At 37.7% G+C, this 15,024-nt stretch carries 11 protein-coding genes and 1 pseudogene; 1 reads left to right on the top strand and 11 read right to left on the bottom strand.

Features of this window, described 5'->3' with window-relative positions; translation table 11 throughout:
- Positions 1 to 47: 47 nt before the first annotated feature.
- Positions 48 to 2,132, bottom strand: coding sequence for a hypothetical protein (locus tag EZ449_RS14545; RefSeq protein WP_131560076.1), 2,085 nt, complete (start codon positions 2,130 to 2,132; stop codon positions 48 to 50).
- A 231-nt stretch (positions 2,133 to 2,363) separates the two neighbouring features.
- On the opposite strand from EZ449_RS14545, the gene EZ449_RS14540 reads away from it, so the two are divergent.
- The gene (locus EZ449_RS14540) at positions 2,364 to 3,098 is read left to right on the top strand and encodes a L,D-transpeptidase family protein (RefSeq protein WP_131560074.1); all 735 of its coding nucleotides are present in this window, start codon (positions 2,364 to 2,366) and stop codon (positions 3,096 to 3,098) included.
- A gap of 70 nt (positions 3,099 to 3,168) precedes the next feature.
- Here the strand turns inward: EZ449_RS14540 and fabG are convergent, their stop codons facing one another.
- The 10 genes and pseudogenes from fabG to EZ449_RS22700 all read right to left on the bottom strand — a co-directional run.
- Complete coding sequence (gene fabG, locus EZ449_RS14535) at positions 3,169 to 3,912, bottom strand: 3-oxoacyl-[acyl-carrier-protein] reductase (RefSeq protein ID WP_131560071.1); 744 nt, start codon at positions 3,910 to 3,912, stop codon at positions 3,169 to 3,171.
- Positions 3,913 to 4,029: 117 nt separating this feature from the next.
- Positions 4,030 to 5,106, bottom strand: a complete 1,077-nt coding sequence (locus tag EZ449_RS14530; RefSeq protein WP_131560069.1) for an agmatine deiminase family protein — start codon at positions 5,104 to 5,106, stop codon at positions 4,030 to 4,032.
- 145 nt (positions 5,107 to 5,251) lie between these two features.
- Positions 5,252 to 6,127 carry a carbon-nitrogen hydrolase gene (locus tag EZ449_RS14525; protein WP_131560067.1) on the bottom strand — a complete coding sequence of 292 codons (876 nt, stop codon included), beginning with the start codon at positions 6,125 to 6,127 and terminating at the stop codon, positions 5,252 to 5,254.
- Between the two features lie 444 nt (positions 6,128 to 6,571).
- Complete coding sequence (locus EZ449_RS14520; RefSeq protein ID WP_131560065.1) at positions 6,572 to 8,536, bottom strand: SPFH domain-containing protein; 1,965 nt, start codon at positions 8,534 to 8,536, stop codon at positions 6,572 to 6,574.
- Between the two features lie 536 nt (positions 8,537 to 9,072).
- Complete coding sequence (locus tag EZ449_RS14515; RefSeq protein ID WP_225872334.1) at positions 9,073 to 9,306, bottom strand: cysteine-rich CWC family protein; 234 nt, start codon at positions 9,304 to 9,306, stop codon at positions 9,073 to 9,075.
- A gap of 209 nt (positions 9,307 to 9,515) precedes the next feature.
- Positions 9,516 to 11,900 carry a ribonucleoside-diphosphate reductase subunit alpha gene (locus EZ449_RS14510; protein ID WP_131560061.1) on the bottom strand — a complete coding sequence of 795 codons (2,385 nt, stop codon included), beginning with the start codon at positions 11,898 to 11,900 and terminating at the stop codon, positions 9,516 to 9,518.
- A 159-nt stretch (positions 11,901 to 12,059) separates the two neighbouring features.
- The gene (locus tag EZ449_RS14505; protein ID WP_131560058.1) at positions 12,060 to 13,031 is read right to left on the bottom strand and encodes a ribonucleoside-diphosphate reductase small subunit; all 972 of its coding nucleotides are present in this window, start codon (positions 13,029 to 13,031) and stop codon (positions 12,060 to 12,062) included.
- Positions 13,032 to 13,486: 455 nt separating this feature from the next.
- On the bottom strand, positions 13,487 to 13,867 hold the full coding sequence (locus EZ449_RS14500) for a septal ring lytic transglycosylase RlpA family protein (RefSeq protein ID WP_131560056.1): 381 nt from the start codon (positions 13,865 to 13,867) through the stop codon (positions 13,487 to 13,489).
- A 222-nt stretch (positions 13,868 to 14,089) separates the two neighbouring features.
- Positions 14,090 to 14,593 carry a methionine-R-sulfoxide reductase gene (locus EZ449_RS14495; protein WP_205943009.1) on the bottom strand — a complete coding sequence of 168 codons (504 nt, stop codon included), beginning with the start codon at positions 14,591 to 14,593 and terminating at the stop codon, positions 14,090 to 14,092.
- 136 nt (positions 14,594 to 14,729) lie between these two features.
- A pseudogene (locus EZ449_RS22700) lies at positions 14,730 to 15,024 on the bottom strand (hypothetical protein); the annotation flags it as partial.

Here is a 15,024-nt window from a genome sequence, read left to right as displayed (position 1 = left end):
AATTTTACGCACTAAACATTGTCCATCTTACATATTTACATCTTACATTACAACTCTCCATTTCTCTTCCGTAAAAACCATTCCACGCTAAGCAAAACCAAAATCAATCCGAATAACCATTTGATATTAATAAGCTCATCGAATTTACGGTCTTCGTAGCTAATGGTTTTGATGTTTTCGTTTTTCAGGATTTCATCAGCAATTTTTAGCAAATCTGCAGGCATGAAAAGTTTGCCGCTGCTTTGTTTAGAAATGGTATTCAGCAGTTGATGATTGGCTGTAGTCTGTTGATATTCTGCAACTAGCGCATTTACATAGAAACTACCAGTGGCAGTAAATTTCTTGCCTCCCAAAGTTGTGTTAGCTACATAAGAATAATTACCTGCAGGCATTGAACCGGCATCTAACTGATAACTATTTTCAGTTTTGGAAAACACATAATTAAAGACTTTCCCTGCATCATTTTTTACTTGTAAGTTAACTTCCGATTCATTTACAGGTTGATAGCTTTCGTTATAAAGTGTTCCATTAAATTGAATAGATTCATTTTCATCATAAGCAGATTTGGAAGTAAAAACCTTGAATCTTCTTTTATCATCCTTTACAGACAGATATTGAACGGTTTTGGAAATCAAATCATTTAAACTCGATTGTTGGTTTTCATTCTCAGCTTCAGATAATTTCCAACGCCACAAACCCTCTCCCATTAAATAACCAGCTTTTACACCGTTATCATTTGTGAAAAATAACAATGGTTGTTGCGTACTTACTTTCCCAACACGTTGATTAAAAACCGGGGTTGCACTTGCATTAACGGTTAACCTGCCGAAAGGCGTTAGTAAAGGGTCGAAAGTAGAGAACTGTTTTTTATCTTCTTCTGATAAGTTGAAACTCGTAAATCCACTCGCTAAATCAGGATAAACCTCTTGAATAGAACCATTAGCTGAACTTAAATTAACTTGATTTTGAATTTGATTAAAAGCACTCACATTACTTTGCGCACCCAAAACATACCAAATGGGTTTCTTTAAAGTCATTACTTTCTGTAAAAAAGTAGTCGAAATATTTTGAACATCGGGTAACTGATACAAAACAATTAAATCAAATTTAGAGGGGTCTGTTGAGTTTAAATCATCAGCCAAAGCCAGTTTCGCTTCATAATGTTTGTTAAGGGAAATGGCTTCCTTTAACACCGCCAAATCTGGATGTGGAGCCGCTGCCGCTAACAATACTTTTTGCCTGCCATCAATTACTTCGACATAAAGAGTTTGAACATTATTCTTGGTGGTAATTTCATTTGGGAGCACACCAAGCTGAACGGTATATTTCTGAACGCCAATTTTACCCGCGTGTAATTTCACAGGAACGGTTTTCACAAAAGAATTTCCATTAATTGCGATGTTTTGCTGCTCAACTTTCGCTCCATTTTGGTTAACTGTTAATGAGGTGTTTTCTCTATCACTTTGGAAAGCTTGAATCTGAACTTCAATGGTAAAATCATCATCCAAATAAACGATGTTATTGTAGTTTACATTTGAAATAAGTACATCTCGTTTCGGAATACTATCACCCAAAGCAATGCTATATACTGGTGCATTGATTTGGTTGATGCCGTATAAAGGATTGCCACCGTGATTGAAAATTCCATCCGTGGCTAAAACAATTGCGCCAACGTTTCTATTCGTGTATTCATCTCTAATCTTTTGGAAAAAGGCAGAAGCATCTGTTAGCTTTCCTTGATTTTTGAAATCAAATCCGTCGCCAACAGAATCACCGAAATTGTAGGTTTTTACTTCGTATTTATCTGATAGTTTTTCCTGTAATTTTTTAAGATTCTGCTCGTACAATTTTTGGTCGAAACCAGCAGCCTTAACCTGACCAACTGAAAGGGAATTATCTTGACCGATGATGATAACAGGTTTATCTAAAGTATAATTTAGGGTTTTTATTAATGGCCCAAATATCAGCCAGGCAATAGCCGTGACAGCAATTATCCGGATGGCAGTTAATCCATAAAGTAACTTTTTATCGAGATTTTTATTACTGCGATAAAGCAACCACGCATATAAAATACCCAATGCAAGGCAACCCAGAAAATACAAAATAGAAGTACCAGCAAAAAAGCCATTCATATTTTATAAAGATGCTAATTTTGTTATTAACCGCAAAGGCCGCAAAGTAAATACGCAAAGAAAGGATAAGGTTTGGCAATTAACGAACGAGTGAAAAAAGATAGATATAAAAGGCACACACATATTTTTTAAAATCCAACCTAGCGTTCTTTGCGACTTAGTGCTTAGAAAATCTTGGCGACCTTTGCGGTTAAATCGATAATTTATTTAGCTTTAACCAAACCAAATTTTATGAAATTAATCTGTTTAACGTTTTTATTATCCCTTAGCATCATGGCCAATGCACAAAACAATTTCAAGGCAACTCAAATTAAATTCGAGCGAGTAGAAAAAGCTTATGCGGAGAAATGGGAAACTTTACAAAAATTCATCAAAGCAGCTGGTTACGACAATGATTTTTCGATGGTAATAAATGCCTATAAAACTGAGGGTAAGTTGGAGGTTTGGTTGAAATCTAAATCAGACAAAAAATATTCTTTATTCAGAACTTACGATTTTTGTGCACATTCGGGCACATTAGGTCCGAAAGTGATGGAGGGCGATGGACAAACACCCGAGGGATTTTATTTTATCAATGTTTTCAATCCGATGAGTAGTTTTCTTTTATCGCTTGGTGTTAATTATCCAAACTCAGTTGACTCTGCCAGAACAGGAAAAGACAGAAAAACCGGTGGAGACATTTACATCCATGGCAAGTGTGTAACGGTTGGTTGCATTCCGCTAACGGATGAAAAGATTAAGGAAGTTTACGTTTTAGGTGTGGAGGCTAGAAATGCTGGTCAGGATAAAATTCCTGTTTACATTTATCCATTTAAAATGACAGATGGAAATATGAAAAAATATGCAGCTCAATTTCCTGCACAGATTAACTTTTGGAAAACTTTACAGCCGGGCTATTTGGCTTTTGAGAAGAATAAAACTGCCCTAAATATTAAGGAAGTTAAAGGAAAATATGTTCTGAAATAAAAAACCTACTAGACTTTTAGAACTAGCAGGTTTTCGCTTTTATCTTTGGTCTTTAAGCTTTAAGCTTAAATTATAGCATTCCGCCGCAAACCGATAAAGTTTGTCCGGTAACATAAGCGCTCATATCTGAAGCTAAGAACACACAAACATTGGCAATATCTTCTGTTTCGCCGGCACGCTTAAGTGGGATATCTTTTTCCCAACCCGCAACCACGGCAGGGTCTAAAACTTCAGTCATTTCGGTACGGATGAAACCCGGAGCAACCACGTTAGCACGAATATTTCTCGAGCCTAATTCCTTAGCTACAGACTTTGTGAAACCAATAATACCAGCTTTTGATGCGGCGTAATTTGCTTGTCCTGCGTTACCCGTAACACCAACCACCGAGCTCATGTTAATGAAAACACCTTTACGGGCTTTCATCATTACTTTAGATGCAGCTTTAGTCACGTTGAATACAGATTTCAAGTTGATGTTAATTACGTCATCCCAATTTTCTTCACTCATGCGCATCAACAGACCATCTTTGGTAATACCTGCGTTATTTACAACGATATCTATCGTTCCGAAATCGGCAACAATATCATTGATTAATTGCTCTGCCTGGTCGAATTTTGATGCATCAGAACGGTAACCTTTAACCTTTGTTCCAAAGCTTTGCAATTCTTGCTCTAAGGCCTCGCCTTTTTCTACTGATGATAAATATGTAAAAGCAACGTTAGCACCTTGCTCCGCAAATTTTTCAGCTATTTTACGACCAATACCTTTCGATGCGCCGGTAATTAATGCTGTTTTTCCTTCTAGTAATTTCATAACCCCTAAATCCCCTAAAGGGGACTTCTATATAATGTATAAAAATTTAAACTGTTGTAAAGTTAATATTAATTGTGAATGTTTAACACGATGGGTTTTATTCCCCCTTCAGGGAGGTTAGGGGGTTGGCTCCTGCTGACTCAAGCAATGGAAACTTCCCAATCCCCAAATAATATCTACAGAGTTAATCCCAATCACTTTTCTATCCGGAAAACAACCTTGAATAATATCTAAAGCTTTTTGGTCGTTCACATCATTAAAAATTGGAACAATTACAGCAGCGTTAGCGATATAAAAGTTAGCATAAGATGCAGGTAAACGCGTATCTTCATGAATTACCGGCGATGGCATTGGCAACTCCACAATATTAAGTGAGCGACCGTCTTTCAGTTTCATCGCTTTCAAAGCTTCCAAATTCTCTTGCAGCAGAATATAGTTTTCATCCAATGGATTGCTTTCTACAACCGTTAAAACAGTATCTTCATTTACAAAGCGAGTAATATCATCAATGTGACCGTCAGTATCATCGCCTACGATTCCGTCTCCCAACCATAAAACCTGCTCTTGTCCGTAATATTCAAGCAAGTATTTTTCAATCTGCTCTTTCGTTAAATGTGGATTACGATTTTTGTTCAATAAACAAGCTGTTGTGGTTAAAATCGTTCCAGCTCCATTAAATTCTACCGAACCGCCTTCCATCACTATATCAGGTGTAAATAAAGGCAAGTCAAAAGCCTTTGCAATTTTCGTCGGAACTACATCATCCAAATCAAACGGCGGATATTTTCCGCCCCAAGCATTATATCCCCAATCAACAATTGCTTTTTCATTTCCTTTCAGCAAAAATGCAGGACCGTGGTCTCTACACCATGCATCGTTAGTTTCGTTGAAATAAAATTCAATTTGCGATAAATCAGCATCAACTTTTGTTAATTCAGAAACAGCAAAAGCTTTCATTTCTTCATCCTTAACATTGATTCGCACCTTTTCGCCCTCGGCCACAGCTTTAATAAATCGGCAATAAGGCTCATAAATGGTTTCGATTTTATCAGGCCAGCTTGCTTCTTTATGTGGCCAACTTAACCAGGTTGCTTCATGTTTTGCCCATTCGGCAGGGAAAGCATAGCCTTGTTGATTTGGAGAGTAATCGAATTGATTAATATTTAAATGTTCTTTAGGAGGAAAATTTGACATTTGTGTATTGTTATTTTTAGTTTTCGTCATTGCGAGGCACGAAGCAATCTATTTTCACTTATCGAATAAGATTGCTTCGTGCCTCGCAATGACGATCGCTTATGAAGTTTTTCGCTTTAAGCTTTGGTCTTTAACCTTTCGACAACTAATCGTTATCTATATATCTTTTTGTAATCGGCTGGTAAGAATCAATTCTTCTATCTCTTAAAAACGGCCAATGTTTACGCATAAAATCGCTTTGGTCTAAGTCTAACTCCACAACTTCTGTTTCTTCCTTATCGTGAGATGCTAAATAAAGCAACTTGCCTTGTGCATTCGTAGCGAAACTTCCGCCCCAGAATTTCATAGCGCCATCTTGCTCAAAGCCAACCCGATTTACACTTACAACCGGAACGCCGTTAGCAACCGAATGCGAGCGTTGAATCGTTTGCCAAGCATCGTACTGGTCTTTGTTAGTTTCTTCAACTTGCGTAGTATCCCAACCAATTGCCGTTGGATAAAACATGATATCTGCACCCATCAAAGCGGTAATTCGCGATGCTTCTGGGTACCATTGGTCCCAACAAATTAAGATGCCGATTTTAGCAAACTTCGTTTCGAAAACCTTATAACCTAAATCGCCGGGCGTGAAATAGAATTTTTCATAGAAAGCTGGGTCATCAGGAATATGCATCTTGCGATACTTACCCAAATATGAACCATCGGCATCTAAAACAGCAGTAGTGTTGTGGTATAAACCTTCAGCACGTTTTTCAAATAAAGAGGCGATAATTACTACACCCAATTCCTTTGCCACCACTTGCAAAGCATCTGTAGATGGACCAGGAATTTTTTCAGCTAGATCGAAATTATCGTAATCCTCAACATCGCAGAAATACAACGAAGTAAAAAGCTCTTGCAAACACACAATTTGTGCTCCTTTTGCCGCCGCTTCTCTTACTTTTACAATCGCTTTCTCTAAATTTTCCTGCTTATCTTTAGTACAAGTCATTTGTACCAAGCCAACTTTTACTTTCTTCATGTTTTTCAAAATGATTGAATTAATGAATTTTGAATGAGTGAATGATTTTGTACGTTTCGCAAATCCAATCATTCAAAATTAATGCGCAAAGTTACTATTTTGTTTAAAAGTAGAACGGCATAATTATGTAATTGTTTTTTGGAAAGCAATTGAAGTGTTTCTGATTAGTTGTCAGTCGGGCTATCCGTTTTAGCTCCGATAGAAAAAATCGGAGGCTGCCACTTCTATCCCGTTTAGGTGGGAAATCCTTTGCAAATATTTTGGGTTGCAGAGTTTATTAATTTGGCTAAAGTCGATGGAAATTTATTTATGATCAAGCAGTTAAAGCAGCCTGCAATGAGCGAACAGCAGATTGCCCTATCGCATTTCATTGCCGTTTAGCTTCAGCCAACGGAACAAAAAAAAGCCCCGATTTTCATCGAGACTTCCACTATTAAATTCAAACTAGGGATTAATATTATCCCTTTTTGGTTTCGGTTTCGTTTCTACAATTTCCGCAATGGCAACCACTTCTTTACGTTTTTCGGGGTCCATTAGTTCCATTAATTTCAGACCTAATAACCCATCCATTGCCGAACCACCATTATTTCCATTGCCACCAATCAACACATCAGGAATTAATTTTACATTACCTTTTGATAACTCTTCAGTGATTTTATAACGGGTGAAGTTTTCTCCACCTAAAGCCTTTACAGCAAGTTCGTAAGCTTCGGCAGTAGATTTACCAACAGCTAGAATTTTACCAGCCTCGGCACTACCCGTTAGCGTAATTTGTTCTGCCTCTGCCGATGCCCTTAATTTAATCGCCTCAGAATCTGCTTGTGCTCTTGCTTTGGTCGATTCTGCTTCTGCGTGAGCCCTCATTTTTGTAGCCTCAGCTTCTGCACCAACTGCCAATTTTACACCAGCTGCATCGCCTTCTGATTTTTTAACCGTTGCACTTGCAGTACGTTCTGCAATCTCCACACTCTGTTGTGCTTTCACAATATCCTTTTGCATATCGGCGATAGCAGTTTCTTTCTCCATCCCCTGACGTGTTTCCTGCGCCTGTTTCTGGGTTTCGTAAGTTATCTTTTGCTCTTCCGCAATTTTACGGTCGGTTAAGGTTTTCATTAACGATTCTGGCGGAACAATATCACCAATTAAAGTATCAACCGCATTTACATTATATTCATCAAGCACTTTGCGAATATGTTCTTTTGCCGATTCCTGACGTTCTTTACGGGTGCTTAAAAAAGCAATTACATCACTTCCTTGTGCCGAGTTACGGAAATAGTTACCGATTGTTGGCTCTAGAACCTGCGAAACCAAATTCACCATGTTACCAAACCGGGCAATTACTTTTGGTGCCTCAGTTGTTGGAACGTGAATAATCTGCGCCACATCCAAGTTGAAAGGGAAACCATCTTTCGAACGAACCGTAATCGTAGATAGGTTTTTATCCAGATTATGTGCCTCGCTTCGAGCCGATGCCCAATTTAAAACCAGATTGGTTGTTGGCACCAATTCCACTTTCATAATGTATTTGTTAATGGCGTATTTACCTGGACCAAGTGGCTCCAGCCAAACACCTTTCGAACCTTTGCCAACGATGTTACCGTGTTTAAAATCGGCACCAGTTAAATCATTCCCATCAGTACCAATAAATGAAATAACCACACCAACATAACCAATTGCAATCTCCGTCATCGGGATTTCTTCTAACTGAATGGCCCAAGGATTAAGGTTATAAGAACCAGCCAAAATTACCTGAGGCTGCAAACCACGATTACCACCATTTTTGATAAAGTTATCGAAGTTTTGGAAGTTGTTATGCCCTTCAACCAGTTTACCGGCAATTTGATTTGCTTCAATCGGTAAACCATCCAAAGTCGTTACAATACCAACCATGCTTTCCTGAATACGAATCATATCGGTAACCGAAACCTGAAATAACATGATATTGATACGATAAGAGCCCGAAGTGATGTAGGAAGTCTGTCGGCCTCGCTGACCGCCGTTATCCAGAAACTTCACGGCATCCTGAAAGTTATCCGATTCTACCCTTTGTCCGAGAATATTTCCCGTCGGGATTTCAGCCCCGTCTTTGGCCATAATCAACCCAATTTTACCCTCTGGAATGATGGTAAACTGTTCCATGGTTACGCTATACTGCCAAAACCACATCCCGAAATATAGTCCTGGAGCTAAGGTTTTACCTTGGAAACCAGCTTCGCCTTTTACGGCAATAATTCGCCCATCAGGCAACTCCTTGTCTGAACCAAAGAGCACGAATTTTTTGGTAATCAACCCGATTCTATCTTCGGGGACGATAACCATCCCAAATAAGAAACGTAAAATATATTTGTATAAAACTACGCACAACAGTGCCACTAAAACCCACCAGTAACTAGAAATGAGCGCTTCCATAATATTATGTATTTTCTGTTTTTTTAACTTAATAAACCATTTATTAAGCATGATATTGATAGCAAATGAAGTGCTTTGTTACGAGATTTAACACCTATTTTCAATATATATTTTCATCGATTTTAAGGCCTCAAGGATGATTTGAGTTTGATTTAAGCAGAAATACCAACTGCACTTGACATTTTCTGAAATGACTAATTAAACGCAATAAAAAGCACCAAAACTAACGTTTTAGGTTTCCACATAAATACGCTGCAATAAATAAACAATATTTGTTAATAAGTCTGGAAAAGATGTCCTGTTTCGGACCTAGACACTTGGCTCAAAAATGATACATGTTTAGGGTTATAAGATAGGTGTTGAGATGAGCAGCGCATTCTGTTTATTAAACCCGATTGAATGGCTGCCAATTTTTTTTCTAATTGGCAGGAAGAAAAGCGGGACTGATACAGCCCAAAAGTGCAGAACCTTGATTTTCAAAAAATTAAACCAGATGGGTTTTCTTGAACAAATGCCTGAGGGATTTTGCAAGTTAATTATACTCCTATCTCTTCTCTATATTCTTGTTGTAACTCAAACAAACATTTAGCACATAAACAGCCATCGTACAATTCGGAGATGTATTGCACTTCATTGATGCTAAGTTGCACCACACTACATTGGCATTTGGTATAAGAGTTTGCCTTGCATTCAATAGCCGTTCCGCATCTTTCGCAGGGAATGATTTCGTGTTTGCTATGTTTGTGAGTGTTCATTGGTTCGTTGGTCATTAGTTCATTGGTGTTTGGCGCACTACACTAATGAAATATTGAGCTAAGAAACAAAAGTATAAACAAAAAATAAGGTTTTGAGCGTTTGCCCAAAACCTTACCTATTTTATTGCTTTGCAATGTTCATTGGTTCATTAATCATTAGTTCATTGGGAAATGGCGCTTTAGAAACTAATGAACCATTGTCTAATGAACTATTGAACCAATTTTTAACCTGAACAGCTAATACAACCTTCTTCCATTGAACAAACTGGTCCGTCAACGATTTCTTCTGCAACTTGGTCTTGTGTCATTTCAGCTGGAATAACTGCTTCAATGGCTTTACCACCTTGGTTTTCTACAGTAAATTTAACAGCTTGCGATGCTGCCTGAGTACGCAGGTAATACATACCTGTTTTCAAACCTTTCTCCCATGCGTAAAAGTGCATTGAAGTTAATTTTGAAGTATTCGGTGCATTGATAAATAAGTTTAACGATTGCGATTGACAGATATAAGCACCTCTATCGGCAGCCATATCGATGATGTTACGCATTTTAATCTCCCAAACTGTTTTATACAATTCTTTAATGTAATCTGGAATTGCATCAATTGCCTGAACTGAACCGTTGGCCAATATGATTTTGTTTTTCATATCGTTATCCCAAAGGCCTAACGCTACTAAATCTTTTAACAAGTGTTTGTTCACCACTACAAATTCTCCACTCAATACACGGCGAGTGTAGATGTTTGAAGTATATGGCTCAAAACATTCGTTGTTACCCAAGATTTGAGAAGTAGATGCTGTTGGCATTGGCGCAACCAATAAAGAGTTGTACACACCATCTTTAACTACTTTCTTACGTAATGCGCTCCAATCCCAACGACCGCTATCTGGTGTTACATTCCATAAATCGAATTGGAATTGACCTTTCGATAATGGCGAACCTTTGAAAGTTTGGTAAGGACCATTTTTCACAGCTAGATCATGCGAAGCCGTCATCGATGCAAAATAAATCGTTTCGAAAATATCTTTATTTAAACGTTTTGCCTCATCACTTTCGAAAGGTAAACGCAATAAGATAAACGCATCAGCTAAGCCTTGTACACCTAAACCAACCGGTCTGTGGCGCATGTTTGAATTTTCTGCCTCAACAACCGGATAATAATTATGGTCGATGATTTTATTTAAGTTTAATGTAGCTTGGTAAGTTACATCGTATAATTTTTGGTGATCAAACTGTCCGCCGATTACAAAACGTGGCAATGCTAATGATGCCAAGTTACAAACTGCAACTTCATCTTTTGATGTATATTCGATAATCTCTGTACACAAGTTAGAACTCTTAATGGTACCTAAATTCTGTTGGTTAGATTTGCTGTTCGCTGCATCTTTAAACAACATGTAAGGTGTACCGGTTTCAATTTGAGAATCTAAAATGGCAAACCAAAGTTCTTGCGCTTTAATGGTTTTACGACCACGACCTTCAGCTTCGTATTTAGTGTATAAAGCTTCAAATTCTGCTCCGAAACAATCTGCTAAACCTGGTGCCTCATGCGGACAGAATAAAGTCCATTCGCCATTATCTTTAACGCGTTGCATAAACAAATCGTTAATCCAAAGGGCATAGAATAAATCACGGGCACGCATTTCTTCTTTACCGTGATTTTTACGCAAATCTAAGAATTCGAAAACATCTGCATGCCAAGGCTCTAAATAGATTGCAAAGGCACCTTTACGTTTACCTCCACCTTGATCTACGTAACGAGCGGTATCGTTAAATACACGTAACATTGGTATAATACCGTTACTTGTACCATTTGTACCACCGATGTATGAACCTGTTGCACGGATGTTATGGATGCTTAAACCAATACCACCAGCACTTTGAGAAATTTTAGCGGTTTGTTTTAAAGTATCGTAAATCCCTTCAATACTATCATCTTGCATGGTTAACAAGAAACATGATGACATTTGAGGTTTTGGCGTTGCTGCATTAAATAAAGTTGGTGTAGCATGTGTAAACCAACGCTCGCTCATTAAGTTATAGGTTTTGATGGCGCTATCGATATCTTCTTTGTGGATACCAACAGAAACACGCATGAACAAATGTTGAGGACGCTCTACAATCTGACCATTTACTTTTAAAAGGTAAGATTTCTCTAACGTTTTGAAACCGAAATAATCGAAACCGAAATCGCGATCGTAAATGATGGTACTATCTAAAATATCCTTATTTTTTTCGATAATCTCATAAACATCATCAGCGATAAGTGGTGCTGCTTTCTGCGCTTTCGGGTCGTAATATTCGTACAACATTTTCATCGTACCCGAGAATGATTTAATGGTGTTTTTATGCAAGTTAGAAACCGCAATACGCGAAGCTAGCAAAGCATAATCAGGGTGTTTTGTAGTTAACGATGCAGCAGTTTCTGCAGCAAGGTTATCCAACTCTGATGTAGTTACACCATCATATAAACCCTCAATTACCTTTTTGGCAACATCAATTGGATCTACAAGGTCAGCGTTTAAACCATAGCACAACTTTTGAATGCGGGCAGTGATTTTGTCAAATTGCACCGCTTCTTTGCGGCCATCTCTTTTGTGTACGAACATAATTTATGAGATTTGTTTTTTAATGATTGAATGAGTGAGTTTTGAATGAGTGGATGTTTTGCTATCCGTCCTTTAAACCAACTCGTAATATTTTATTTATTTTATGAATGATAAAAGAGCATTCACTCATTCCATCATTCCTAAATTCAAAATTTCAGTTTAAAAGTCTTCATCTAAAGAAAATGCTTGTTTATTATTATCAGCAGAGGTTAAGACACCACTTTTTTGATAATCACCAACACGTTTCTCGAAGAAGTTGGTTTTGCCCTGCAACGAAATCATTTCCATAAAATCGAATGGATTGGTTGCATTGTATATTTTTGTGTAACCCAATTCCTGCAACCATCTATCGGCTACAAATTCGATATACTGACTCATTAATTTTGCATTCATACCGATTAAGGCAACTGGCAATGCTTCGGTAATAAATTCTTTTTCTATTTCTACAGCATCGCTGATAATTCCGTGAACTGCTTCTTCGCTTAATTTATTGCTTAACATACTGTAAAGCAAGCAGGCGAACTCGCAGTGAGAACCTTCATCTCTTGAGATTAACTCATTACTGAAAGTTAACCCTGGCATTAAGCCGCGTTTCTTTAACCAAAAGATAGAACAGAAACTTCCGCTGAAGAAAATACCTTCAACCGCAGCAAATGCTACTAAACGTTCTGCAAAAGTTCCATTATCAATCCAACGTAAAGCCCATTCTGCCTTTCTTTTTACAGCCGGAACTGTATCAATTGCATGGAAAAGGCGATCTTTTTCTTCTGGATCTTTAATATAAGTATCAATTAATAAGGCATAGGTTTCGGCATGAATGTTTTCCATCATAATTTGGAAACCGTAGAAACAACGAGCTTCTGGCAATTGAACCTCACTCATGAAGTTTACAGCAAGGTTTTCGTTAACAATACCATCACTAGCAGAGAAGAAAGCAAGAATATGAGAAATGAAATGTCTTTCGCCATCGTTTAAGTTATCCCAGTGTTTTTGGTCATCAGAAAGATCAATCTCTTCTGCAGTCCAGAAACTAGCTTCGGTTTTCTTATACATTTCCCAAATTGCCGGGTATTTGATTGGCAATAGCACGAATCTATCTTTGTTTTCTTGTAGTAGTAACTCCTGTTCCATATCCTGATATTATTTTAAGCTTCAATTTGCACAGAGCCGACAAAGGCACGCATCCACCAATTTTATATGGTGATTGTAATGTCTTTTATCAAAACGCTGTAGTGAAAGTGCTAACCTCGCCGCCTGGCAAACAACTTAGATTTTAGTTAGGTAAATTTAAACTTTCAATCAGAGAGATTGACTTATAAATTACTAAAAACTAAGCTTTTATATTTGTTTTAAAGCGCAAGAAGTTAAAGAACTTTGTTAAACAAATATATAGAACAGAGGTACTTTTTGTGAACCAAAGTTGTTAACACTACCTTAAAATCAGTGGAGAATTCAATCAGCTAAATATCATTTTCAAGCGAAAAAAAAGCTAATCATTTCTTTTTAAGGGTTTAGCAAACAAAAATCAGTGTTAATAACTTAAATTTGAGGTGTATAATAACTATAAAATAGAGCAAAATGGAATACTACTCTAAGGTATAACTTAGCTTTACACGAGCTACCCCTTTTGTGTAGATACCAATCTGTTTTGCAGCACTTTCCGAGAGATCAATTGCCAATCTTTTTGAGAAAGGACCTCTGTCATTAACCTTAACAATTACGGATTTTCCGTTATCTGGGTTGGTAACGGTGATCATTGTGCCGAATGGTAAGGTGCGATGAGCGGCGGTAAGTTTCTTTGCTCGGTATTTTGCGCCGCTAGTGGTACGGCGACCTTCGAATTTTCTGTGGTAATAAGTTGCTAGAACTGATTTTTTTATACTATCTGGTTCATTTGATGAATCAGAATTCTGTGCGTTGCTCTGCAAAAAAAGAAAGCAAAAACTTAATAACAGAAAATATTTCATAGGCTAAAATTTCTTTATCGAGCCTGCAAATATAAGCATTTAGTTTATAATCAATATTTTGTGGAAAAGTCGGGAGTATGAGGTCTAAGCTTCAATGACTAAAACCTACAAATTAGTGCGCCAAAACAAGTTCGTTTTTTAAAAAATTAAGCAGGTATAGCTAAAAAAAAAAGGCGTACAACTTATCGTTGCACGCCTCTACCTAACCCAACTCTATCCACCTTATTCTTTATCTGCCACGAAGTTCATCGAGATAGAATTTACACAATGGCGAGCATCTTTATTTGTAAATCCCTCACCTAAAAATACGTGACCTAAATGTGCTCCGCAGTTTGTGCATACAATTTCTGTACGAGAACCATCTGCATCGGGAATGCGTTTTACAGCTCCCTTAATTTCATCATCGAAAGCGGGCCATCCGCAATGCGCATCGAACTTGCTTTCCGAACGATAAAGCGCCGCGTTACAACGTTTGCATGTGTAAGTTCCTTTATCTGTTGTATGTTCATATTTGCCGGTACCTGGGTACTCGGTTCCTTTATTTACGATTACTCTTTCTTCTTCGGGTGTTAATGGATTCCAGTTCATTTTTTTCTTGGCTATAACTTGTTCTGCTTCCTGTGTTTGTTTCGTCTCTTTCTTGTCTTGCTTTTGCGCACAAGCCGAAAGCACCGTGACTAAAACAACAGTAGAAATCAAAAATAGTTTATTCAACATCGTTTTCATAATACAATATACGCTAGTTATTTTGTTTTGGTTTGTAGGGTATTAGTGTTTACAAAGGAATGATAAAAGAGCAGAAGCCTCACCCTTTGAAAGTTTGAGGAATAACTTCTATTCTGTTAATCCCTCTCCGAAGGAGCTAATCTTTACACACATCTTTATATTTCATTATTTCGGCATACACTACAAATTGTAGGTTGAATTTATCGAAGCCATCTTTGATGGTAATGTATCCAGGTGGACCGTGAGATTTGTATCCGCTCCATCCCGCCAATCTGGCTAATAACCAAGTTCCCCAGGCAAGCGTATGCTTTTTGTAGGGGTTTTTCTGCAACTCGGTTGCGCCTTCTACCCGCTGCCTTACTACGTCTAGATAATCCAATTGGTGAGGTGTGAATACTTCTTCCACCTGCATCATCTGGTCGTTTAGCGCA

Origin of the sequence: Pedobacter frigidisoli (genome assembly GCF_004331675.1) — a bacterium.
Lineage (GTDB): Bacteria > Bacteroidota > Bacteroidia > Sphingobacteriales > Sphingobacteriaceae > Pedobacter > Pedobacter frigidisoli.
The sequence above is the reverse complement of the archived record's forward strand: the minus strand, read 5'-3'. Positions and strand labels throughout refer to the sequence as shown.

What these genes read in the sequence shown, in the direction of transcription:
- EZ449_RS14545 (WP_131560076.1), bottom strand. Translation starts at nt 2,132, where the DNA reads ATGAATGGCTTTTTTGCTGGTACTTCTATTTTGTATTTTCTGGGTTGC.
- EZ449_RS14540 (WP_131560074.1), top strand. Translation starts at nt 2,364, where the DNA reads ATGAAATTAATCTGTTTAACGTTTTTATTATCCCTTAGCATCATGGCC.
- fabG (WP_131560071.1), bottom strand. Translation starts at nt 3,912, where the DNA reads ATGAAATTACTAGAAGGAAAAACAGCATTAATTACCGGCGCATCGAAA.
- EZ449_RS14530 (WP_131560069.1), bottom strand. Translation starts at nt 5,106, where the DNA reads ATGTCAAATTTTCCTCCTAAAGAACATTTAAATATTAATCAATTCGAT.
- EZ449_RS14525 (WP_131560067.1), bottom strand. Translation starts at nt 6,127, where the DNA reads ATGAAGAAAGTAAAAGTTGGCTTGGTACAAATGACTTGTACTAAAGAT.
- EZ449_RS14520 (WP_131560065.1), bottom strand. Translation starts at nt 8,536, where the DNA reads ATGGAAGCGCTCATTTCTAGTTACTGGTGGGTTTTAGTGGCACTGTTG.
- EZ449_RS14515 (WP_225872334.1), bottom strand. Translation starts at nt 9,306, where the DNA reads ATGACCAACGAACCAATGAACACTCACAAACATAGCAAACACGAAATC.
- EZ449_RS14510 (WP_131560061.1), bottom strand. Translation starts at nt 11,900, where the DNA reads ATGTTCGTACACAAAAGAGATGGCCGCAAAGAAGCGGTGCAATTTGAC.
- EZ449_RS14505 (WP_131560058.1), bottom strand. Translation starts at nt 13,031, where the DNA reads ATGGAACAGGAGTTACTACTACAAGAAAACAAAGATAGATTCGTGCTA.
- EZ449_RS14500 (WP_131560056.1), bottom strand. Translation starts at nt 13,867, where the DNA reads ATGAAATATTTTCTGTTATTAAGTTTTTGCTTTCTTTTTTTGCAGAGC.
- EZ449_RS14495 (WP_205943009.1), bottom strand. Translation starts at nt 14,593, where the DNA reads ATGAAAACGATGTTGAATAAACTATTTTTGATTTCTACTGTTGTTTTA.